The organism is Anaerocolumna sedimenticola (assembly GCF_009931695.1).
Classification (GTDB): domain Bacteria; phylum Bacillota; class Clostridia; order Lachnospirales; family Lachnospiraceae; genus Anaerocolumna; species Anaerocolumna sedimenticola.
Map to the genome: position 1 here is coordinate 4,912,628 of NZ_CP048000.1, position 23,517 is coordinate 4,936,144.

At 36.1% G+C, this 23,517-nt stretch carries 23 protein-coding genes; 6 read left to right on the top strand and 17 right to left on the bottom strand.

The window, feature by feature from the left end:
• Nucleotides 1-25 precede the first annotated feature (25 nt).
• The 4 genes from nirJ1 to Ana3638_RS21905 all read right to left on the bottom strand — a co-directional run bounded on the left by nirJ1 (nt 26) and on the right by Ana3638_RS21905 (nt 4,748).
• Complete coding sequence (nirJ1, locus tag Ana3638_RS21890; protein ID WP_161839924.1) at nt 26-1,210, bottom strand: putative heme d1 biosynthesis radical SAM protein NirJ1; 1,185 nt, start codon at nt 1,208-1,210, stop codon at nt 26-28.
• 266 nt (nt 1,211-1,476) lie between these two features.
• Complete coding sequence (locus tag Ana3638_RS21895; RefSeq protein ID WP_161839925.1) at nt 1,477-3,228, bottom strand: S8 family peptidase; 1,752 nt, start codon at nt 3,226-3,228, stop codon at nt 1,477-1,479.
• Between the two features lie 29 nt (nt 3,229-3,257).
• Nucleotides 3,258-4,205 carry a DUF2156 domain-containing protein gene (locus Ana3638_RS21900; RefSeq protein WP_161839926.1) on the bottom strand — a complete coding sequence of 316 codons (948 nt, stop codon included), beginning with the start codon at nt 4,203-4,205 and terminating at the stop codon, nt 3,258-3,260.
• Between the two features lie 231 nt (nt 4,206-4,436).
• A complete protein-coding gene (locus tag Ana3638_RS21905) occupies nt 4,437-4,748 on the bottom strand; it encodes an ArsR/SmtB family transcription factor (protein ID WP_161839927.1) in 312 nt (103 codons plus the stop codon).
• A gap of 386 nt (nt 4,749-5,134) precedes the next feature.
• Here Ana3638_RS21905 and Ana3638_RS21910 point away from each other — a divergent pair, with 386 nt between their 5' ends.
• A complete protein-coding gene (locus Ana3638_RS21910; RefSeq protein ID WP_161839928.1) occupies nt 5,135-5,956 on the top strand; it encodes a LysM peptidoglycan-binding domain-containing protein in 822 nt (273 codons plus the stop codon).
• A 171-nt stretch (nt 5,957-6,127) separates the two neighbouring features.
• Nucleotides 6,128-6,898: a LysM peptidoglycan-binding domain-containing protein gene (locus Ana3638_RS21915; RefSeq protein ID WP_161839929.1), complete on the top strand. Its 771-nt coding sequence runs from the start codon at nt 6,128-6,130 to the stop codon at nt 6,896-6,898.
• A gap of 203 nt (nt 6,899-7,101) precedes the next feature.
• Here Ana3638_RS21915 and Ana3638_RS21920 read toward each other — a convergent pair whose 3' ends face one another.
• Nucleotides 7,102-7,800, bottom strand: a complete 699-nt coding sequence (locus tag Ana3638_RS21920; RefSeq protein ID WP_161839930.1) for a cyclic nucleotide-binding domain-containing protein — start codon at nt 7,798-7,800, stop codon at nt 7,102-7,104.
• Between the two features lie 135 nt (nt 7,801-7,935).
• Here Ana3638_RS21920 and Ana3638_RS21925 point away from each other — a divergent pair, with 135 nt between their 5' ends.
• Together Ana3638_RS21925 and Ana3638_RS21930 are read left to right on the top strand one after the other, a co-directional pair.
• Entirely contained in the window at nt 7,936-8,358 is a 423-nt protein-coding gene (locus Ana3638_RS21925; protein WP_161839931.1) for a DMT family transporter, read from the top strand.
• Between the two features lie 28 nt (nt 8,359-8,386).
• The gene (locus Ana3638_RS21930; protein WP_330587736.1) at nt 8,387-8,836 is read left to right on the top strand and encodes a DMT family transporter; all 450 of its coding nucleotides are present in this window, start codon (nt 8,387-8,389) and stop codon (nt 8,834-8,836) included.
• Between the two features lie 158 nt (nt 8,837-8,994).
• Here the strand turns inward: Ana3638_RS21930 and Ana3638_RS21935 are convergent, their stop codons facing one another.
• The 4 genes from Ana3638_RS21935 to Ana3638_RS26645 all read right to left on the bottom strand — a co-directional run bounded on the left by Ana3638_RS21935 (nt 8,995) and on the right by Ana3638_RS26645 (nt 11,271).
• The gene (locus Ana3638_RS21935) at nt 8,995-9,549 is read right to left on the bottom strand and encodes a flavodoxin family protein (protein ID WP_161839932.1); all 555 of its coding nucleotides are present in this window, start codon (nt 9,547-9,549) and stop codon (nt 8,995-8,997) included.
• Between the two features lie 94 nt (nt 9,550-9,643).
• A complete protein-coding gene (locus tag Ana3638_RS21940; RefSeq protein ID WP_161839933.1) occupies nt 9,644-10,123 on the bottom strand; it encodes a nitroreductase family protein in 480 nt (159 codons plus the stop codon).
• Nucleotides 10,124-10,393: 270 nt separating this feature from the next.
• On the bottom strand, nt 10,394-10,831 hold the full coding sequence (locus Ana3638_RS26640; RefSeq protein ID WP_330587737.1) for a DMT family transporter: 438 nt from the start codon (nt 10,829-10,831) through the stop codon (nt 10,394-10,396).
• On the bottom strand, nt 10,819-11,271 hold the full coding sequence (locus tag Ana3638_RS26645) for a DMT family transporter (protein ID WP_330587738.1): 453 nt from the start codon (nt 11,269-11,271) through the stop codon (nt 10,819-10,821). The genes Ana3638_RS26640 and Ana3638_RS26645 overlap by 13 nt, the downstream gene beginning before the upstream one ends.
• 367 nt (nt 11,272-11,638) lie before the next feature.
• On the opposite strand from Ana3638_RS26645, the gene Ana3638_RS21950 reads away from it, so the two are divergent.
• Nucleotides 11,639-12,748, top strand: coding sequence for a DUF362 domain-containing protein (locus tag Ana3638_RS21950; RefSeq protein ID WP_161839934.1), 1,110 nt, complete (start codon nt 11,639-11,641; stop codon nt 12,746-12,748).
• Between the two features lie 143 nt (nt 12,749-12,891).
• Here Ana3638_RS21950 and Ana3638_RS21955 read toward each other — a convergent pair whose 3' ends face one another.
• Together Ana3638_RS21955 and Ana3638_RS21960 are read right to left on the bottom strand one after the other, a co-directional pair.
• Complete coding sequence (locus Ana3638_RS21955) at nt 12,892-13,425, bottom strand: YybS family protein (protein ID WP_161839935.1); 534 nt, start codon at nt 13,423-13,425, stop codon at nt 12,892-12,894.
• Nucleotides 13,426-13,573: 148 nt separating this feature from the next.
• On the bottom strand, nt 13,574-14,092 hold the full coding sequence (locus Ana3638_RS21960; protein ID WP_161839936.1) for a nitroreductase family protein: 519 nt from the start codon (nt 14,090-14,092) through the stop codon (nt 13,574-13,576).
• A gap of 326 nt (nt 14,093-14,418) precedes the next feature.
• On the opposite strand from Ana3638_RS21960, the gene Ana3638_RS21965 reads away from it, so the two are divergent.
• The gene (locus Ana3638_RS21965; protein ID WP_161839937.1) at nt 14,419-14,811 is read left to right on the top strand and encodes a winged helix-turn-helix transcriptional regulator; all 393 of its coding nucleotides are present in this window, start codon (nt 14,419-14,421) and stop codon (nt 14,809-14,811) included.
• 30 nt (nt 14,812-14,841) lie between these two features.
• On the opposite strand, the gene mmsB is transcribed toward Ana3638_RS21965, so the two are convergent.
• The 6 genes from mmsB to Ana3638_RS21995 form a co-directional block, all read right to left on the bottom strand.
• Entirely contained in the window at nt 14,842-16,002 is a 1,161-nt protein-coding gene (gene mmsB, locus Ana3638_RS21970; protein ID WP_161839938.1) for a multiple monosaccharide ABC transporter permease, read from the bottom strand.
• Between the two features lie 2 nt (nt 16,003-16,004).
• On the bottom strand, nt 16,005-17,543 hold the full coding sequence (gene mmsA / locus Ana3638_RS21975; protein ID WP_161839939.1) for a multiple monosaccharide ABC transporter ATP-binding protein: 1,539 nt from the start codon (nt 17,541-17,543) through the stop codon (nt 16,005-16,007).
• A 161-nt stretch (nt 17,544-17,704) separates the two neighbouring features.
• Nucleotides 17,705-18,868, bottom strand: a complete 1,164-nt coding sequence (gene chvE, locus Ana3638_RS21980; RefSeq protein ID WP_161839940.1) for a multiple monosaccharide ABC transporter substrate-binding protein — start codon at nt 18,866-18,868, stop codon at nt 17,705-17,707.
• A 379-nt stretch (nt 18,869-19,247) separates the two neighbouring features.
• Complete coding sequence (locus Ana3638_RS21985) at nt 19,248-20,309, bottom strand: substrate-binding domain-containing protein (protein ID WP_161840662.1); 1,062 nt, start codon at nt 20,307-20,309, stop codon at nt 19,248-19,250.
• A 98-nt stretch (nt 20,310-20,407) separates the two neighbouring features.
• Nucleotides 20,408-22,006 carry a response regulator transcription factor gene (locus Ana3638_RS21990; protein ID WP_161839941.1) on the bottom strand — a complete coding sequence of 533 codons (1,599 nt, stop codon included), beginning with the start codon at nt 22,004-22,006 and terminating at the stop codon, nt 20,408-20,410.
• Nucleotides 21,999-23,513 carry a sensor histidine kinase gene (locus Ana3638_RS21995; protein ID WP_161839942.1) on the bottom strand — a complete coding sequence of 505 codons (1,515 nt, stop codon included), beginning with the start codon at nt 23,511-23,513 and terminating at the stop codon, nt 21,999-22,001. Before Ana3638_RS21995 ends, Ana3638_RS21990 begins: the two co-directional genes overlap by 8 nt.
• Nucleotides 23,514-23,517 lie beyond the last annotated feature (4 nt).

The following is a 23,517-nucleotide window of genomic DNA, read 5'->3' on the forward strand; positions in this document are numbered from 1 at the left end:
TATTTATATTTATATTTTAATTTTATTAGATCAGAGCTATTTCATCAGGCACTCCTATCTCTTCGTTACTAAGATAGCAAGCCGGGTCAGATGCCCAAAAATCACCGGTAACTGCTTCAGCCCTTACTCTAAGATTACCATTACATATATTTAACCACTGGCACTTACCGCATCTTCCTTTTAATAAAGATTTTCTATCCCTTAGACCGATTGCTATTGGATTGGTAGGATTTGTCCAAAGCTCACTAAATTTCGTTTCCCTGATATTTCCAAAAATATGATTCCAGCTAAACTGGTCAGCATGTACATTGCCTTTATAATCAATATTGGCAATGGCAATACCGGAACGATTCCCACCGCCCATTTGTATTAATTTCCATATTCTGTCTGATAAAATTGGATATTTATCTCTTGATTGGAGATATAAATAAATATTATCTGCGTGATTATCCACCGTTAAAATTTCAGCATTTTTATCAAATTCAATGGTCTTCTTCATAATCAAATCCATTGCGGCTCTTTTTTCTTCTTTCGTTATATCCATATTAATCAGGGAAGTTCCTCTACCTGAATAAGCTAAATGATAAAAACAAACTCGGGGAATTTTTTCTTCCTGAATCAGATGAAAGATATCATTTAACTGATCATAATTATATCTATTTATTGTAAATCGAAGTCCGGCTTTTTGTCCGATTTCCAAACAGTTTCTTATTGCTTCTAAAGATCTGTTAAAACTGCCGGAACATCCACGAAAATCATCATGCCTGGAACCAATACCATCCAGGCTGATTCCCACATAACTTACATTAAACTTTTTTAAATCTTTTGCCATTTTCCTGTCTATTAAGGTACCGTTCGTTGAGATTGTAATACGTATATTGTATTTATTTGCATAATTAATAATTTCAAAGATATCGTCCCTCATTAACGGTTCCCCGCCGGATATCAGTAAGACTGGTATATGAAGTTTTGCTAAATCATCTATTAAAGATTTTGCCTCATTTGTGCTCAATTCCTGTTCTGCTTTATAGTTTTTTGAATTAGCATAACAGTGTTTACAGTTTAAATTACATTGGTTTGTACAATTCCAAACAACTACGGGTCCATAACCTGCACTGGCACCATATCTTTGTTCGGATGCATCGGGTACATAACGTAATTTGTCACCAAAAGATTCAGAACCACATAATAACTTAGTTATTCCTACCATATTGACTCCTTTTATGTTTTGAAAAACAAGATAATTTATTTATACTTAAATTTATATAAAATATAGGTAGAATATATGTAGTAATTTTTACTTTAGGTTCTATTGTCACCAGATGCATTGGTTCCGCTGTTGCAGACCTGTTTATATCATTTCCTGTTTTATCAGTATTTATGAAAAAGAGTTAAGTTCAGGTATTAAAAAAACGCTGTTAGGCATTCGCCTAACAGCGTTATAAACAACTTATTCTATCGATAGCTTCTGCCTGATTACTGTGTCAATGCCAGCGTATCCCTTAAGCATAATGCTCCAAACCCAAAGGTTGGATTGGGATATTCCGGTTCAAAGCTCAAATGTCTGGCACCGGCAATGAGATAGGCTTTCATTTTCTCTCCATACATATACGGGTCATTCCCGTTTACGATACCCCATTGCATCATAAGTGCCACACTTCCCGTGACAAAAGGGGTAGCCATGGAGGTACCGGAACGGGTGGCATAACCTCCTCCAGGAGCTGCCGCCGTAATATTTACACCGGGAGCTACTAAGTCCGGTTTCACTGAGGTATTTCCTCTTGGAAATCCTCTGCCGGAGAAAAACGCCAGACTGTCATTATAGGCATCATAAGCCCCCACCGTAATTGCCCGCTCTGCAGTTGAGGGTATCGTAAGAGTTGTTCGTTCCGTAGGCCTTAAAAATTGAGTTTGAGGTGATACTACACTACCGGATGGAAGCCACATGTCAAAATCACCAACCACAATATCCACAGGAACTAATTCAATATTCCAAATCCCGGATTCTATATAATCCGTAACCGGTATGAATTCAAGGTAGATTTCCTGCTGGACATTATATGGAACAGGTTCACCGTAATATAAGAATATTTCTGTCTGGCCGATCCGGAACTGTTGTGTTCCCAGCCGCTCCGGAATTGGTCCCACCCGGATTCCTCCAGGTGAGGTTATTACAATTTCAAACCTATCATAAAAGTTTTTCCAAATCTGAAGATTAAAAGTAAATTCATAGGCTCCTACTGCCAGTTCAATAATTTCTCTGGGAGCACCCGGCGCCCCGCTTAAGATACCACCTGTATGTTTTCCAGCCGTCCCTTCATTTCCGGTACCGATAATAATATTTACTTTCCATCGGTTTGCTATTTCATTGATGTAATTCTCAAGTAATGAATTCCCGGTATGAGAGCCATAATTGTTACCAAAACTAATATTAATTGCCATTGGCATATTTAATTCAATTGCTCTTTTTATACAATAATCGATTCCCTGCATCAGTTCGGCTGTTCTGGGAAAGGAATCCCCTATGGAAGTACCTAATTTTACAATAAGAAGATCACTCTGGGATGCCACTCCCCGGTTTCTTCCATTACTGGCCCTGCCGTTACCGGCGGCAATACTGGCTACATGGGTTCCATGTCCGGACAAGTCTGTACTGGGTAACATAGAAAGGCGTTCGGCTTGATCCGTGACTGCTAATGCCGCATTGATCTGTTCTCTGCTATATACGGTACCTATTGCATAACCTGCCGGAGGATTCCCCGGAATAGTCTGGTCCCATAAATCCAAGATCCTGGTTGTTCCGTTTTCATTACGGAAATCAGGGTGGGTCCAATCAATACCGGAATCAATAACAGCAACAATGACCCCTTTTCCGAACAAATTATACTGGGCAGTCTGAAGGGGATTGATACAGGAAGCTGTCCGCCCCTGTGCTACGTTATAAAATAACCTTTTTGGTTTTTCAATAAATTCTATCTCTTCAAAATCAGATAACCTGTCGATTAAGTCTTCCCGAATCGTGATAATAGCATATTCATTTAGAAGAGGTACAATTGTCAATTCTAATTCCTGAGCAATCCGGGTAATATCTCCGCTATATTTTACAATTAACTCCCACATGTTTACTGACGGCTCATAACCTACATTTAAATCTAAGGTTTTTTCTCTTATCTGTTCCGGAACATCCAATGCCAGATTTAATTGATTCTCCAGTTTTCCATCAGGCATACATAAAACCATCCCATTTTATCATTATTCTAATATATGCAGGAATCTTCCATTTCTTTAATATTTTTAATCACCGTTCGAAATGCAAGTTTTTTAACAAGAATACCTTTCTCCGCCATAAATACGGGATGGTAAGATTCTTTTGCTTTTCGAAGACCTTTTATCCCCATATCTTCCTCCCGGTTAACATACGTATAACCGGATAGTTCATGAATAATAAACTGTTGGTTTATCATTGGATAAGCACCACTAACATCTGCAAATGCCTTCTCGAAATGTATAATAAACATATCTTCTCCTGATTTTTCACCCATCGTCAGAGCTACAATACGACCTTCTGCTCTAATAATACCGCCTATCATATGAAGCTCTTTTCTATGTTCCAGGCCTTTAATCAGTACATTGATTTCATCGGCTTTTGATGAATCTCCGCTGCTTCCATTCTCCTTACCCCATTCTTTTACCATCTCAATACATTCTTTTGTATTCTCATCCGTAATAGTATCGTAAGTCCAGTCCGGATATGTTTTTACAAATTTATTTATATGATTTTTCTTGCCATGATATTTCTTGCCGGAAAGATTTTTTAAATCTTCAACCAAATATACATAGTCCGCACTATCCCTGACATATGTTATTTCATATTCACACGGATATAATTTTTCTATCTCTTTATACATGGATGGTTCTATAAGATTCATTTTAAATTCTATTTTCTGATTTTTGCAGTATGCAATCAGCCATTCCAAAGCCTGTTTTATATTACCGCCACCCATTGGGAATGCAAAATAGTTTTCATTGTCTTTCATAAATTTTATGAAAAGCATATCTTTTTCAATTGCAAACCGGGTATTATAAACATCTGACCACAAAATCAAATTTCCGGCACTATAATCACATGCCCTATGTTTATCCTTTTCCAAATATTTTTCTATAATATCTCTATCTTCAATGGTTAATTTCTTGAACTGATCCATAACTTATACCTCGTTGATTTGATTTTTTCTTTTTATCTTTGGAATCTTTTAATCATGCTCTTTCGTTTATAATTCTCATAATTGTTCTACACAATGTAAATCTTATAAAATTAATTGAAACCAGATAACATATCGATATTTATCAATCTAAATGCCATTATAAGGAACATATTGATAATTGTCAATATACAAACCAAAGCTTTTTACCACTTTGATAAATCCCTTTATATATTATTTACAAAAACAACTTAATGTTCCATCCGAATCACTGTTTGAAAATTTATCCAGAATTTCTTTTAAATCTTCGAACTTACTTTTGTTTATAGAATAATGCATCCATTTACCATCTTTTCGTACATTAACAATCGAGCTCTCACAAAGAATTTTCATATGATAGGATAATGTAGATTGCGTAATTTGTAATTTCTCCAGTATTACACAGGCGCAACGTTCACTTCCCAATAGATAATCTATAATCAATAACCGGTTAGGGTCGGAAAGAGCTTTAAATAATAATGCATATTCATTATATTTCTCGTTCATAATGTCACCTCATATTAATTCGGAACTATATATCATATTAAGGGTTCGTAACGAAACTGTCAATACCCCCAACCCTTTACTCTCAAATCAATATAATAAAAGAAACCAATATTTTTATAGTAGTCTCCTGTTTTATCGAAATAAAATTTATTCTATTCTCTTTATAAAATATTTTTTTCTTTAATTTACTATATTTTTTGTTTAATTTGCTTCACTTTTTGTTTGAGTTGCTGTACTTTTTGTATTTTATATACAGTTTTATACATTTTTGCACATAACATCCTCTATTGTTAACAATTCGATATATACCCAACTGTCATTCTAGTTTAGAATAGTAGTACAGGAATTGCTGCCACAAATAGAACACCAACCAAAAGGAGGTACCTATGAAGAGATTTAGAAAAGCCGCTGTTTTTGCATTTGGATTGATATTATCCATTACAATCAGTTCCACAACTGCATCGGCAGCTGACTATACTATTCTTAAGAATGATACACTATACAAAATTGGTCGCTTATTTGACACTCCTGTAAAAACCATAAAGTCAGATAACAATCTGAAAACCAATACCCTTTATCCCGGTCAGGTTATTGACGTGAAGGCAAAAACCTACAAGGTTAAGAAAGGGGATACCCTGTTCCTCATTGCAAAGAAGAGCAATGTTAACGTTGCTTCTTTAAGAAGAGCAAATAATAAATGGAACGATAAGTTAAAACCAGGTCAAAAGCTTATTTTGCCTGCTTCCAAATCAACAAGTAAAACTAAAAAAGCATCTGTAAAAGCAAGTACATTTTCTACGAAAGCAAAAACGTATGCAAGTAACTCAAAAGCAGTTATCTCATATACGCAAAAAGAACTGGATTTACTGGCAAGGCTAATAACGGCAGAAGCTACCGGACAACCTTATAATGCCATGGTAGGGGTAGGCGCAGTCGTCGTTAACAGAGTGCAAAGCCCGGATTGGCCTAATACCATAACAAAAGTTATTAATCATGTAGCAGGTGATTATTATCAGTTCACTCCTGTTAAAAACGGCTATATTAATAAGCCGGCATCCCAAACTGCTATTAAAGCCGCAAAAGCCGCATTAAAAGGAAGTGATCCGTCAAAGGGTGCTATGTTCTATTTTGATAATACCTCGACGAATGCCTGGTTATGGTCTAAACCAATAACCGCAAGATACGGTATCATGGTTTTTGTTAAATAATGATTAAGGTTTAGAAAAAGGTTGTGTAAAATCATAACTACTCATCCTGATTGATGAATACGATTTTACACAACTTTTTTATTTACCCGGGAGTAAAGGAAGAAATTGAATGCTATACATATATAAGGGAATAGACATCTGGCTAATAATTTAAAATCAGGGAGGATTAACATGCATCTTTTAAAAAAAGGACAAGTTCTTACATTTGGCATTTTATTTGCCTTAATACTCAACTCAGCAACAGCATTAGCTGCAGATTATACGGTCGTTTCCGGCGATTCTTTGTATAATATCAGCGTATTATTTAAGACTTCCATTAACACACTAAAATCGGACAATCAGTTGAATACGGATATGATTTATCCCGGTCAAGAATTAAAAGTTCCCGCCAAAATATATACGGTTAAAAGCGGAGATACTCTTTACCTGATTGCAAAAGGTTTCGCTATTCCATTAAACTCACTACGTAAAGCAAATAATAAATGGGATGATTCCTTAATACCGGGTCAGCAGCTTGTACTGCCAGGAATCAACACAGCCGGTGAAACAATGAAAACTTATGATACGGTTATTCCTTATACTGCCGATGAGGTTAATCTGTTAGCAAGGCTGATAACTGCCGAAACAACCGGTGAGCCATATGAGGCAATGGTTGCGGTGGGTGCCGTTGTAGTAAACCGGGTTAAAAGTCCGGAATGGCCTTCCACTATTACTTCTGTAATCAATCAGGTAGCAGGTGGATATTACCAGTTCACCCCTGTTAAAAACGGCTACATAAATAATCCTCCAACCGACGCGGCTTTAAGAGCAGCATGGGCAGCACTTTATGGCAGTGACCCCAGTAAAGGTGCCATGTTTTACTTTGATGACAGTTCTACAAACCAGTGGTTGTGGTCAAAACCCATAACCGCCAGAATCGGCTCAATGGTTTTCGTCTACTAAACGATAAAAGGTATCTTGTTTACAGTAAATTACTACTGAACAAGATACCTTTTTCTCTGTTATAAGATATTTTAAACATTATAACTCTGATTTGGCAATCAAAAATCCACTCCGAATATCTATTTTGAATATACATACGCTTTGTATTCTTTCAAAACAATATCTATCGGACTTTGGACACCCAATTATAAATATATTCCAAATTATCTGTACAAGTCTGCCGATAATTGTATCAGTACCTTTTCATCCAAAACCTCATACCTTTCATTTTCCTTAATCAATACTCCCATTAGGCATAATCCGTTTAAAGTCCTTAATAGGTGCCGGTAGCTTGTCCCTAAAAGTTCTGCTATCTCTGTCATATTCTCTTTAAAAATAATCTTTGTCTTTCCACCGGAATCTTTTATCCTCTCTCCGGTTGTATAAATGTAACTAGCCAGTCTGTTCTCTAATGAATAAAGTAAATTAATGGAACTATTTTTCGAGCAGCGGTATAATTTATCACCTAGGGAACCACAGATAAAACGCAGAAATTTAGCATCCTCCAGCAGTAAAACCTTAACTTTCTCTAAAGACAAACCAATACAAGTCGTATCTTCTATAACCTGTATATTCGTAACTGCATTTGGTGAACCTGTAATCTCCAAGTCACCTAACACTTTAAATTCCTGATAAAAACATAGCAAAAGGGATTTTCCGTTACTTAAAGTAGTAAAAACTTTGGTTTTGCCGTTAACAAGAAAAAAAAGGTAATCCATTTTTTCACTATCCCTTACGATAAATTCATTTTTCTTATAGAAAAACAATTCCATATAAGGCTTCATGTCTCTAGTAAATAGCTGATCCATATTAAATTCTGCAATGTATTTATCCAATAATTTTTTGTCATTGATTTTTTCCATAAGCTAGTATCAACACCCTTTATCCTTTTCTCTAATTAGTATGACATATGTCATAACTAATCTCAACTTATTTATGTTAAATTATTAATATAATATGGTTTATGTAAATACTTTGGTTATGGAGGTAATACCGCAATGAATTATTTTATTTCCCTGATTATCGGAGTTATCACTTCCGTTATGATTCTACTTAACGGAACTTTATCTGACACATATGGAAACTATACATCCACTGTACTGATACATGTGGTTGGACTCGTATCCGTTATAATTGTTCTGATCATAAGTAAAACAACTATAAAAGTATCCCGAAGTATTCCTATCTATTTCTATAGTGCAGGTTTTATAGGTGTTGCCACTGTGATTTTTACCAACCTTGGTTTTATGAATCTTGGGGTATCCTTAACACAGGCATTAGGATTACTTGGCCAGACTGTTCTATCAATTATATTGGATCATTTCGGTTTAATGGGAATAAAACCTTCCAGATTCAAAGTAAAAAAGTTAGTCGGATTATGTTTTATTGCAGGAGGAATCCTGGTTATGACAATTTATTAGTAATTATTTTAGAGAAGGAGTAAATTTTATGTTAATCATTTATCTATTACTTTCCTTTTTAGCGGGAGTATCCATTGTACTTGGCAGAATCATAAATGCACAGCTGGCAGAAAAAATAGGTACCAAACAAAGTACCTTTATCAATTATATAACCGGATTAAGTTTATCAATTATTGTCTATCTTATCAGCAAAGACAAACCCATATTTTCCTCAGTCACCCGAAATATAGTACCTTTCTGGGCATATCTTGGGGGTTTGGCCGGAGTTGTAATTATTATGGCATCCAACTATGTAACACCCAGACTCTCTGCTTTTTATATAACACTGCTTATTTTTATAGGCCAGTTGTTTACAGGTATTTTGATTGATTATTTTATATTAAAGGAAATATCCATAGGCAAATGTATCGGTGGATTTCTGGTCTTTATAGGTTTAACCTATAATCTCTGGATTGATAAAAAGGCGTCGGCAAGCTGACACTATCTTACACGAGCGGATAGGGCAGCAACGTAAGCTGACAGTTTTGGTATTAATAAAACTGCCAGCTTATAATTTATGCAAAAGTCAGGTTTACAGGAGTCTGGCGGCATATTGATAATCCGATTGTTTATATCATTATCAGGCTAGTATTTAATTTAGGATATCGATTTTACCATGGATGCAGCGGCCGCTTTTATTGCAGCAAGTTTATATTCCCTGTTCCATCTGTTTACCCCTATAAAATCATAAATTTTGGCACTTAAATGTCTGCATACTCTCTCCATTTGCTCTAAACAGCTTATCAGACCATTACCACTTCCGCCCGGAGAGGCAATGAGTAGCACATTTTTATCTGCAAGCGCACTTTCTGAACCTTTGAAGGCCTCGCAGCGGCGGAAGCGGTCAAAAAATGCTTTCATAATTTCTGTCATATCTCCCCAATATACCGGAGTATTTAAAATTAATAAATCTGCTTCGGCTAACTTTGACTGAATTTCATTAAATCCGTCATCGCCATAGATGCAGGTATGTTTATCACGGCAGGTGCCCCACCCATCACCGCACATAGCACAACGAGTGAGATTATAATCACATAATTTTATTACTTCACCCTCTGCACCGGCACTTATCACACCGGCTAATGCAGCTTCTTCGCAGGAACAGGATAATCCCTCCCTTTTGGGTGTTCCGGAAATAATTAAAACTTTCATACTACCTCTTTCTGAATCCTGGTATTAAATGATTACTTAAAATAAATACGGGATTCCATTTTCTATTCTAAACAAAACAGGTTTTATATTTCTGTTAAAACCGATCATATGATATTAATTCACTTAAAGATTTTCTAGGTTTTGCCTCCGGACTTTCATCCGCATACCCAATAGCAGCCAAAATCGGAATCTCATAATTATCGGGAACATTAAGAATTTTTCTTACAACTTCCCTTTCAAACCATCCAATCCAGCAGGAACCCAGCCCCTCATTCGTTGCTGCCAAGATAAGATGCTCCATGGCAATTGCCGTATCAAAAGCCCTGTCTTTTTCACAACAGGCTGCAACCAGAATCGGTGCGTCAAATAAAAAGTCCTGATGACATGCTTTGGAAGCTATCTCCCTTCGTATATTATCCTGCCTTACAAATATAAATCGATATGGCTGATGATTATTTCCCGATGGAGCTGCATTCATAGCTTCAAATAACCGCTGTAACACATCCTCCGGCACAGAATCCGTTTTATATTTACGGATTGCTCTTCTTAACGAAACTACCTTAGTAAATTCCATTTAAACACTCTCCTTTTTAATTAAATATTTTATAGGCATTTGCGAAACTATATAGTTTTCTGAATATACCATACAATTGATACGAATTTCAGAGCTTCAGTTGCCCTATGGGCAAAATTCAGCTCTGAAATTGTATTAATTGCATGGTATATAGATACAATATGTGAGTTTCGCAATTACCTATAAATTATTTTAGTTAATGCCCTTCTCTAATATCCCTCATTTATTTAAGTACTTCCTGTTATTTTGCCTGGGTTTTATATGCAATAATTATGTAGTAACTTTCGCTTTATCAAACATTTCATTTAATAATGCTGCCCCTAATATAAGAAACCCTCCGATTACCTGGGGAATGGTCATATTTTCCCCCAGAAAAATGTATGACATAATAATAGCTGAAATCGGATCTATATAACTTAAAATTGCTGTAGTCTGCCCATTCAGTTTATTTATAGATGTAAAATAGAGCAGATAAGCTAAACCTGTATGTATAATACCAACTATTATTAAATAAAGAATTGTTTTCCCGGACCACTCATGGATTGTAATCTTCTCTGTTAACAAAACATACGGCAATAAAACCACGGAAGCCGTACTTAGCTGGATTATCGTTGTCTCTAAACCGTTCAGGCCTTTCATAAACCTGTTTAATAGAATAACTCCAGCATAAAGAACGGCAGCACAAAATCCATAACCTATTCCCACCATATGGTTCTTTCCATACCCCCTCCAACACCAATGAGTAAAAACATTCCGCTTACGGCGCCTGCTATACTTATGGTTTTAACCAGGGTTAAACGTTCTTTCAGAAAAATTGGGGCTAAGAACATAACAAAAACCGGTGCAAAATAATAACTTAAAGTCGCATTGGATATGGTAGTATATTTATAGGCCTGAAATAAAAAGATCCAATTAAATCCAATTGCTGTACCGGACAGGATTAGAAATATCAGGTTTGATTTAATCGCTTTCCAGGATAATTTTTGCCTCATAGCAAAACCGGCGGTAATTAAAAATATACTTCCTATACATCCACGTACCAGAGCAACCAGACTTGACGCCAAATCAATATTTCGTACAAACAGCCCAATACTGCCGAATATGAGCATTACAAATATTAAATTAATTTTTATTTGGGTATTTTTCAAAAATTATTATTTCCTTTCGTTCTTTTCAATCTAAACAATCAATGTGAAATTCCATTGTTGTATTTATAATACCATACCATTAATACAATTTCAGAATTTATAAATCTAAAATATGATTTAAACACTTACCTAAAGTTCTTATTGACTTAATTATAACCGATGTATCATAACTTTCAAGTCATAATAATAAATCTGTAAAAATATTCTGTAAATTCATTTATTTTCTGTAAAATTTTAATTTCTTCAATTGACATCTTATTGATTATATTCTATCATCAGAGGTAAAGCAATTACAGGAAATTATTCCAGTCTAATGCTTTATTAAATTAACATTAAATTACATATTTACTAAGAATGGAGAAAATCTATGGAAACCTCAAAGGTATATTTTACGGATTTTAAAGCTACTTCAAATTGTAATCTTTTACAAAAATTAGATAAGCTGGTCAAAAAGGCAGGTATAACCAACATTGATTTTAATAATAAATATGCAGCAATTAAAATACATTTTGGTGAACCTGGGAACCTTTCCTATCTGCGTCCCAACTATGCTAAAGTTATTGTAGACCTTGTAAAAAAACAAGGCGGCAGACCTTTTCTTACAGACTGTAATACCCTGTATGTGGGTAGAAGAAAAAATGCATTGGATCACCTTGACTCTGCTTATGAAAATGGATTTAATCCTTTTACAACCGGCTGTCATGTAATTATTGCTGACGGATTAAAAGGTACGGACGAGGCTTACGTGCCTATTGACGGTGAATATGTAAAGGAAGCTAAAATCGGCCGTGCCATTATGGATGCAGATATTTTTATTTCACTGACCCACTTTAAAGGCCACGAATCAACTGGTTTTGGAGGTGCTCTTAAAAATATTGGTATGGGCTGCGGTTCCCGTGCAGGCAAAATGGAGATGCATAGTTCAGGAAAACCCAATGTGGATAAGGATATCTGTAAAAGCTGCGGTGCTTGTGTAAAGAATTGTGCCCATGATGCCATAACATTTGATGAGAACCGTAAAGCTGGTATTAACCATGATACATGCGTCGGCTGCGGCCGTTGTATCGGTGCATGTAATTTTGATGCCATCAATCCATGGGGCGATCAGGCAAATGATATTCTTAATTATAAAATTGCAGAATATTCATATGCCGTATTAAAGGACCGCCCACATTTTCATATCAGTCTGGTTGTTGATGTTTCCCCTAACTGTGACTGTCATTCCGAAAATGATATCCCACTTGTACCAAATATAGGTATGTTTGCTTCCTTTGACCCGGTTGCCCTGGATGCAGCCTGTGCAGATGCGGTAAATAAACAGCCTGTAATTGCGGGCAGCCAGCTGTCAAAAAAGAAACTGAACCATCATGATCATTTTACCGATATGCACCCAACTACAAACTGGAAAAGTTCCATTGACCATGCTGTCAAGATAGGTTTAGGTAATAAAGATTACGAACTGATTACGATTAAATAAACGGAATAGTTTAAAAAGTCTGTTTAAAAGAAAGGGTTATACCAATTCTTTCAAACAGACTTTTATATTATGAAACGGAACCTGTTGTAATTTATCTATCTCAAAACCATCATAGCCCTACGAAATTTATCCAAATAAATAATTTAATTTTCTTTATTTTTTTCATTGGCTCCAATATCAGTAATTCCTGATGTTTTTATCCGTTTATAAATAAAATCGGCAAATGCCTGATAACCAAAGTTATAAACCAATGTAAATCCCAGTATCAGTATCAACTGTATTATAATTGCTCCGGGTATTTTTACACCAAAGATCGAGATGCCTATCCCATAATTTAAAATGCATAAAAAAATTGTCTGTATTACAGAGCTAACCCCTACAGCCAGAAACTTATTTAATTTAAGATAGCTGGTAATCCCAAGTGATACTCCAACCACACCATTTGTAAACAAAAACATCAATGCTTCATGGGAACTCACAAAGAGGACAAGAATCACAGTTACAACATAGGATAAAGCTCCTGACATAGGATTAGTCCTTGCTGCCGTATAGATAGGAATTGCGCTTAATATGGTAAGTAATGCAAAGGCCTCGGATAAAAAGAACGGAATTGATTGAAAAATCGTTGCAATCCCGGCCATTAAAGCTCCTATCACAATTATTTTTGTACGGTTCATATATTATCCTTATTAAATATATTTATGGATTTATTATATGATTTTGTATATGATTTGTTAAACAGCGTAAATAAAACCTCAATCTGAATATACCATACAAAAACCTGGTTTCGTAATTGCTTTTTTATTATATATTATGATTGAATTATTATAACGATTCATAAGAAACATAAGCTTCCAGTGGAAGCCTTGTTTTGATATGCCTGTCAGGTGATGCTGCTTCTCCCTCCGGATAACCGATTACCAAAATACTTATCGGTTCCAGATTATCCGGTAATTGAAATTCTTCTCTGATCACATCCGGTTTAAAATAACATACCCAAACAGTTCCTAAGCCTAATTCCGTTGCTTGCAACATCATATGATCCGTTACAATACTGGTGTCGATATCATGGTATTTTTTACCGTCAAAGGGACGTGTCCATGACCGGTTAACATCTCCGCAGACAATAATCGCTAATGGTGCATCGTATATACCGGCTGCTTTACTTAATTTCTCCAGACCTGTCTTTTCCTGTAAGACTATTAATTTCTGAGGCTGACAATTAGCAGCGGTTGGTGCAACAAAAGCCGCTTCCAAAATTTTATCCAGTTTCTCTTTCTCTACTTTCCTGTCCTGGTACTTTCTGCAGGAATATCTTGTTTTTGCAATATCAATAAAACTCATTCTGTTACCATCCTTTCCTTTTATAAAGTTATCCTGGGTAATTGTGATACTATTTAGCTTCTGAAAATACTAATTTTATTTCTTAATTACCGATAGAAAACTATCCCTTTATTACAAGGTTTTATCATAACAAATGTTCCAACGAACATGTTACGTTTGCCATGAATGATAAGATAACCTCTTGTATTTCATATATGAATTATGATATGATTTTATCACTATTTTTCTATTTAACAAGTATGTACTTTATTGTAATATAGTATCCAAAAGGAAAGTGTAAAAAAGAAATTTAAAAGACCAAAATTCTTTCGAAAGAAGGTAAAACCATGAATCAGGTAGAAAGTAACCACAGCCGTACTGCGGTCTGCACAGAAAAAAAAGAAAATACAGATAAATTAAGCAGTAAATATAATTGCCCTATTGAAGCCACCCTTGACTTAATTGGCGGAAAATATAAATCCATTATATTATGGCATTTAACCAACGGAACGCTTCGCTTTAACGAATTAAGTAAAGTAATTCCCCAGGCTACTCCGAAAATGCTTACACAGCAACTACGTGAATTAGAAAATGATGGGCTAGTTAACCGTGTCGTGTATCCTGTCATACCTCCAAAAGTAGAATACTCTTTAACCGATTTCGGCAAGAGTATCATACCTATTTTGGATAGTATGTGTACCTGGGGAACCCGTTACTTGAGAGATTTTAAATGTGATTGAATAATCACATTCTCACCCCTAAAGTCGTAATTATTTATTTTTTTCTCTTTTTGAAACAACATCAAAAATTACTGCAGCGAGTAATACGAGTCCTTTTACAACTTTTTGATAGTTAGCGTCTACACCCATAATACTCATACCTAAATTGATAACACCCATTAAGATAGCACCGATTACAACACCCGGAATGGTACCGATACCACCGTATGCAGATGCACCACCGATAAAGCAGGCTCCGATAGCATCCAATTCATAGTTGGTTCCGGCTGTAGGGTTTGCTGAATTTAAACGGGCAATCGTTACCATACCCGCAACAGCTGCTAAGACGGCTAAATTTAAATAAGCAATAAAATATACTTTATTTGTATTGATACCGGAAAGTTTCGTTGCTTTTTCATTACCACCTACGGCATAGAAATAACGTCCGGCTGTTGTTTTAGAGGTGATATAAGCATAAATTCCAGTAATTACTCCTACCCATATTAAGACAGTTGGAATTCCTTTATATTGGGCAAGACGGAATGTGAATGCAAGAATGGCAATGCAGATAACTGCACCTTTAACGATTACACCTGTAAGCTTCTCCAGTTCATAACCATTTTTGACTTTATTCATGCGGCTTTTTATAATAACAAAGACATAAATAAGACAACCTGCTATACCTACAACCATACAGGTTAAGTTAAAGTTTTTCGGTCCTCCTAACACATCCGGTACATAGCTGTTAAATAAATTCAAATAATTATTTGGCATCGGGGCAACTGTTAATCCCTTTAATACTACGTTGGAAAGCCCTCTGAATATAAACATACCGGCTAAAGTTACTATAAAAGGCGGTATTCTTACATAGGCTATCCAGAAGCCCTGCCATGCACCGATAAGGCCGCCGACTACAAGCATAACCAGTATACAGACAAATATATTCCATCCGCTGTTTACCATTAAGGTACCGCCAATGGCACCAACGAAACAAACTACGGATCCTACGGACAAATCGATATTACCTCCGGTTAAGATACATAATAACATACCTGCTGCTAATATAAATACATATGCGTTCTGTGCAATTAAGTTATTTACATTTGGAGGCAACAGCATTTTACCATTGGTTACCCAGGTAAAAAATAATGTTACAAGCAGCAAAACCAGGACCATTGTATATTTTTTCATTACTATTTTTGCGTTTTCCATCGTTACTCTCCTTTACCTGATTTTAAAATATAGGACATAATCAATTCCTGTGATGCTTCCTCACTACTAAGTTCTCCGGCAATTTTTCCCTCATTCATAACATAGATACGGTCACACATACCTAAGACCTCAGGCAGTTCGGAGGAAATCATGATCACTGACTTGCCTTCCGCTACCAGGTTATTGATAATACAATAAATCTCATATTTTGCACCAACATCAATACCTCGGGTCGGTTCATCCAGAATTAAAATATCCGGATCTGCAAACATCCATTTACTAAGCAGTACTTTCTGTTGGTTGCCCCCGCTTAAATTACCTACATTCTGTTCTACTGTGGTACATTTTGTATTAAGTTTCTGTTTATATTGAACGGCTACTGCATATTCCTTATCTTTATCTATGATGGAATTATTGCTGACCGCTTGAAGATTTGCCAGTGTGGTATTTATTTTAATAGGATTGCTTAAGATTAAGCCGTTCCCTTTTCTGTCTTCCGTAACGTAAGCTAATTTTTTATTAATAGCCTCCTTTACGTTATTTAACTTCACTGCCTCTCCGTTAATTTTGAGATCTCCTGATATATTGGTTCCATAACTCTTACCAAATATACTCATAGCCAGCTCGGTTCTGCCTGCGCCCATAAGTCCGGATATCCCTACTACTTCACCGCTTCTTACATTTATGGATACGTTATCTACCACTTTACGATCCGTATACAAGGCGTGATAGACTGTCCAATCAGTAACTTCCATCTTAATATCGCCGATTTTTTTCTCTTTTCTTTTGGGAAAACGGTCAGATAGCTCTCGGCCAACCATTCCCTTAATAATCCTGGCTTCACTGATATTATCTTTCTTTTTATCCAAAGTCTCAATAGTAGCGCCGTCACGAATAATTGTGATTTTATCTGCTACGTAAGAAATTTCATTCAATTTATGAGAAATAATAATGGATGTCATGCCATTTTTTTTGAATTCCAAAAGTAAATCCAATAAAGCTTTTGAATCTGATTCATTTAAGGATGCGGTAGGTTCATCCAAAATTAATAGTTTTGCATTTTTAGCAAGGGCTTTTGCAATTTCAACCAATTGCTGTTTACCTACTCCTATATCTTTAACTAGAGTTCGGGAGGATTCTTTCAAACCTACGGTTCGAAGCAGGGTATCTGCCTTTCCATAAGTCTCATTCCAGTTAATTGCTGCCTTTTTTCCTCTTTCATTACCAAGAAAAAGATTTTCTCCAATGGACATGTAAGGAATTAAGGCCAATTCCTGATGGATGATAACAATTCCTTTTTCTTCACTGTTCTTTATGTTAGAAAATTTACATACATCACCATCAAAGATAATATCACCCTCATAGGATCCGTAAGGATATATACCGCTTAACACATTCATTAGAGTGGATTTACCGGCACCGTTTTCCCCTACAAGAGCATGGATTTCTCCTTGTTCCACTTTAAAATTTACATTATCCAATACTTTAACACCGGGAAAGGTCTTTGTAATATTTTTCATTTCCAGCAGTATTTTACTCAATTCATTCCCTCCCAATCTGAATTACAGGCGAGTAATCAAGACTCGCCTGTAGAATATGATGACGATTAGCTGTGTAACAGATGATACATTATAAGTATCAAATGTATCTCGCTAGCATTTTTTATGCAATAGGGATGTCATTTCCTATTGCATAAAAATTATTACTGTAAATCTGCTTCTTTATAATATCCTGAATCAATTAACAATTCTTTATAGTTCGTAGCATCTGCAAATACCGGTTCACACAGATAAGTAGGAATAATTCCTGTACCATTATCATAAGACTCTGTATCGTTAACCGGTGCTTCACCGCCTTTCATGATGGCATCAACCATTTGAACAGTCTGTTTAGCTAGTTCACGGGTATCTTTAAAGATTGACATGGATTGTTTTCCGGCAATCATATTTTTAACATTGGCGATATCACAGTCCTGACCGGTGATAACAGGATATTTTCCTGTGTAAGATGCTGCAAGAGCATTGGTTACACCAAGAGCGGTAGAGTCATTGGAGCAAAGAACAGCATCAAGATTCGTTCCGTCACCATAGTTGGAAGCAATGATAGCATCCATTCTGTTCTGTGCGTTTTCAGTTGACCAGTTAGCAGTTGCAACTGCTTCGAAATCTTTCTGTCCGGATTTAACAACTAATTTTCCGGCTTCAATATAAGGATTTAATACATCCATAGCACCGCCGTAGAAGAATTTTGCATTGTTGTCTCCTGGGTCACCAGTGAAGATTTCAATATTAAAAGGACCTGCTGCATTGTCTAAATCAAGAGCATCCCTGATATATTCGCCTTGTTTTGTACCAACCATATAGTTATCAAAAGTTGCATAGTATGTAACCGCGTCAGAATTCATAATCAAACGGTCATATGCAATTACAGAAATTCCTGCATCTTTTGCCTGTGTTAATACGGTTCCTAAAGAATCACCGTCGATAGAAGCGATTACTAATAATTTACATCCGTTTGCAATCATGTTTTCGATCTGGGAAACCTGAGTTGCAATATCATTACTTGCATACTGTAAGTCAACCTCATAACCTGCTTCGGTTAACAGTTTCTGCATATTATCACCATCTTGATTCCAACGCTGTAAATCTTTCGTTGGCATGGAAACACCTACTAATCCTTTTTCCGTACTAGCAGCCGGTTCTTCCGCTGTAGCTTCCGGTGTTGTTTCAGCAGTTTGTTCTACTGTTGCTTCGGCTTCTTTGGTATCAGCCGGTGCACTTGTGTTTTTAGATTTTGTACCGCAGCCTGCAAGCATAGATGCGGCTAAGGTAAGAACTAACAAAACACCAAGCATTTTCTTTTTCATAAAAAATACCTCCTATTTTTTCATGTTTTAAACATGTTTTTGTTTACAAATAAACTATACCATAGATGAAATAGCATTATTTTTCGATTATCTGTATATTTTTTTCTGGATTTTTTTTATTTTTGTGCTAGAGCAAAGTTCCAGACCGCTGATACTTTCGCTCCTGAACGGATTGCTTCGCAATATTTTTTCCTTTCCGTGGGTTGCGATCCCACCGGTCAGGTTTTTTATCATATAGGACACAATTTCTTATAAGATAAAAACAACCCGGACCTTAGCATTTTTTTGCTAATGTATCCGGGTTAATAATTAAAATTCTGCTTAGTCTAAGGGTATATTCTTAGATCCGCTGTTCTTACTTGTAAGGTTAAATTGCCGGTTATTTTTTGTCCTGTTCCTCTTTGGGTATATTTAAATAAACATCTTCCTCCAGGTGATAATCCCCGACAATAACCTCGTCCATATTATCTTTCGTAACCGCAATCGGTTCCAGTTTCTCATAAGGTACATCCTGCACACCGTCAAAAAAGGTATCTTTCGTTTCAACTTTTTCACCCTTTGCCATTGCTACCGCGTATTCCGCTGCCAGACTGGCCAATTTCTCGACTGGTTTATATACCGTCATATTCTGGGTACCCTCTACGATTCTTTGGCAGGCATCCAAATCCGCATCCTGTCCAACCACGCAAATCTCCCCAGCCAATCTTCTCTCGGCCAGCGCTTTTATGGCCTGACCTGCCAGATTATCATTTCCGCACATGATACCATCAAATTTACTGCGTACCATAAGATATTCATTGGTTACGGTAAAGGCTGTTTCCGGATGCCATCCTTCTGCGTATTCCGTTCCAATGACAGATAATTTCGTACCTTTAATGCCCTCTTTAAAACCGTCCATAACCAGTGAAACATTATTATCTGCCAAAGGTCCGCAGATCATTAAAATTTTGCCGTTAGAAGGTAAACTTTCTTTCATATAGTCTGCCATTAAGGCACCAACTTTTTCATTATCAAAAGATATATATAGGTCCACGCCGGAATTTAATACCAGACGGTCATAGGCAATTACTTTTATACCTGCTTTTTTCGCTTTGGTCACCGCATCGGAGATGCCCTCGGAATCAATTGCTATAACTACAATAACATCCATTTTCTTGTCAATAAAATACTCTATCTGTGATATCTGCTCCTTTAAATCCCCGTTGGCATTCTGTACATTCACTTCCGCTCCCAGTTCTTTGGATTTGGATACAAATACATCACGATCCCTTTGCCAGCGTTCCAAAATAAAGGAATCAAAGGTCATACCGATTTTAATGGAGGCTTTCTCTTCCTTTTCCTTTATGACCGGTTCCTGGCCTTTTTTACTGCATCCGGCTGTTAAAATAACTATCAGAAGATACATTAAGAGTAAAGCCGTCATTCTCACAATAACGCCCATGCTTTTGGGCCTTAAATCGTGAAGAATAGCTGCTTTTGCTATTCTTCTCAAGTCTCTTATTTCGAGACTTTTGGCTCGTATGTCTTTCGCGAGATAATTCATACCATCCCTCCCTCTTTATATTCCGTAGGTGTTTTACCGGTGTATTTCTTAAAGATGCGGCTGAAATAATTAGGATCACTGTATCCCACTTCTCCGCAGATCTCTTTCATGCTTTTTTCATTATCCTGGAGTAATATCTTAGCTTTTTCAATACGGACATTAGTAAGGTATTCAATAAAATTGGTTCCGGTATATTCTTTGAATATTTTACTGAAATAATAAGGGCTGATATCCAACTCTCTGGAGATATCATCCAGAGATATGTCTTTTTTATAATTAAGCAGGATATAATCCTGTGCTTTTTTTATCATGCTGTTAGAATTTTCTTCTTTCTTTATCACAATATTATGACAGGCTTCCGTTAACTTTGATACAAACCAGCTTTTTAATGCCGTGCTGTCCTTAAATTCAGTAACGGCTGCAAGATAATCCTCTCTTCCCGAAAATACATAGTTGGAACCGCCGCTTAAAAACACTTCATGTTCTGCAAACAAAACCAACTCCAATACTTTCAGTTTTACATTCATATCCCCCGATGGATACTTCTCAGTCATCCAGTCAAAAAATACATTGGCCTGCCTGATACAGTCTGCCGTATTTCCTTCTCTTAAGCTGTTTAAAATGGACTTTTCAATATCCACAGGATACCCCTCTTCATTATTGTAGCGAGGGGTTACATCATCCACATGAGCCACACTTCCCGTGGTATTTAATAAGGATTTTAAGGCTTCATTATAGGATTCCATAGATTCATTCAATGGCCGTATGGAGCCGATTCCGATACGGAAAGAGATGCCCAGGGTGTTTTTTAATTTACGTGCAAGATTTCTGGATTTCTCGATTAAGTCGATACGCTCATTATAATCCAGCTTCTTATTTTCACAGGGAACGAAAACCGCAATCTTATTGGACATAATGGAGCCTATGATACAGGGATATTCTTCTTTTACCAGCTCTCTGATCTTTTGATAGTTCATCTGGGTCTTTATGCTGGTTCCAACCGCGTTGGTCATATAATTACCTTTTTGGCTTTCTCCTGAAACCAGGGCAAGCATATAGCCATATTCTTCCGTTATACCAAGCATATTCCGGTAATTATCGATATCCTCCGTAAAATGTTCCTGAAACATGATGGAATAAATAAAACCATTTTCAATAATCGGTACAACGATTTCAAGTTTTTCTTTAATCATTAAATCATTGCTTCTTTTTTCCCTGTTTTCATCTACCAGTTTCATTGCTTTCTCTAATACTTCCACGATAACTTTCTGGCTTACCGGTTTATTCAGATATTCGATTACTCCTAAATTAATAGCTTTTTGAGCATAGTCAAATTTATCATAAGCAGACAGAACAATAAAAAGTATTCCAGGATTACTTTTCCGTATTTCTTTCATGGCATCGATTCCGTTAATTCCCGGCATTTGAATATCCATAAATGCGATATCAGGCCTGAAATGTTCCGCAAGTTCGATAACATTCCTCCCGGTTTTGGCAAACTCAACCTGGCATTTTCCTTTAAAATTCTTCTCAATAATAAATTGAAGAGATTCGATCACAATACCTTCATCATCTGCTAACATAATTTTATACATTTGCTACCTCCCCAGGGTATACAGGAATATGAATGATTACTTCTGTTCCTTTATCCTTACCTTCACTTTTTATTTCCAAAACATCTTCCCGGTTAAAATAAAGTTTCAACCGACTGATTACGTTTACAAGTCCTACCCCGTTTGAATTATACGGTAAATCCGTATCTAATTTCTGTCCAGCCAGGATTTGTTCAATTTTATCCTGTTCTATCCCGATTCCGTTATCCGTTATACCAAGACAGATGTCATTTTCACCACGGTATAATGATATTTTTATAATCCCGTCCCAATTAATACCGCGGATCCCGTAATTGACGGAATTCTCTACGATTGGCTGAAGTACCATTGCAGGTATCTGGGTATTTAAAAGAGTTTCATCGATTTCCCTTTCAAAATTAATATCACCGGAAAAACGTACATTTAAGATATAAATATAACTTTCCACCAAACGTACTTCATCTGCAATGGTCACCACCTGATCCATTTTGTTCATGTTGTACCGGAAGAATTCCGCCATATGTTCTATGAACAGACAGGTTTTATCCGCACCCTCCATCATGGCAAGCTGTGCTCCGGCATTTAACGTATTAAAGAGAAAATGGGGATTAATCTGTGCCTGGAGATATTTTAACCTGGCATCCTTTAAATGCCCCTCCATACGCAGTTCCTTTTCCTTTAATACCCTCTCTTTTTCCATGTTATCCCGAATCTGTTCGATATAAACCCTTATATTAAGAACCATCTTATTAAAAGCATTGGATACTACCCCTACCTCATCCTCTGACTCCACTTCTACCGGATCAATATATAATTTTCCTTTTGATACTTCATTCGCAACTTTAGCTAAATTATTTAACGGCTTTGTAATGGACCTGGTAAGTAAAATAATTAATCCTATATTAATTACGGCAATGATAATTAATATGGAAGTACTGATAACTTCCATATACCGAAGAGTATTTAACATTAATTGATAACTTACGGAATTATATTTAAATTGTTCATTATTCAGACTGTATATAAAGGCATTGATATCTTGAAATGCTGTTTTGGCAACTTCATAATTATCTTTATATTTTTCTACGTTCCGCCCCCGCTTTGCCTGTATGGTATCAAAAGCCGTATCCAGATAATTTTCCGACATGTTTTTTATATTCTTTTCCATTAAAAGCATCTCATTATCGGTAATGCTTACATTCAGTTTATCCAGTAATTTCCGATACTTTTGTTCATTTCTGTAATAAGAATCAATGGCATCCGAACTTTTTGTATTTAAATAATCTGTCATACTGTTTTGCAGGTCATTCAGGGAATCTGACAATTCATTTAAATTGATATTACTGATATATACCTCGTCAATTTTACCCATCATCTGATTCATGTTAAAATACATAATAAAATTAACAATCAGCATAATAACCGAAGTAAATACAAAAACTGTTGTTAATTTCCACTGCAGGGAGAGTTTATTCCATTTAATACGCATCAACTGATTTCTATTTTTCATATAA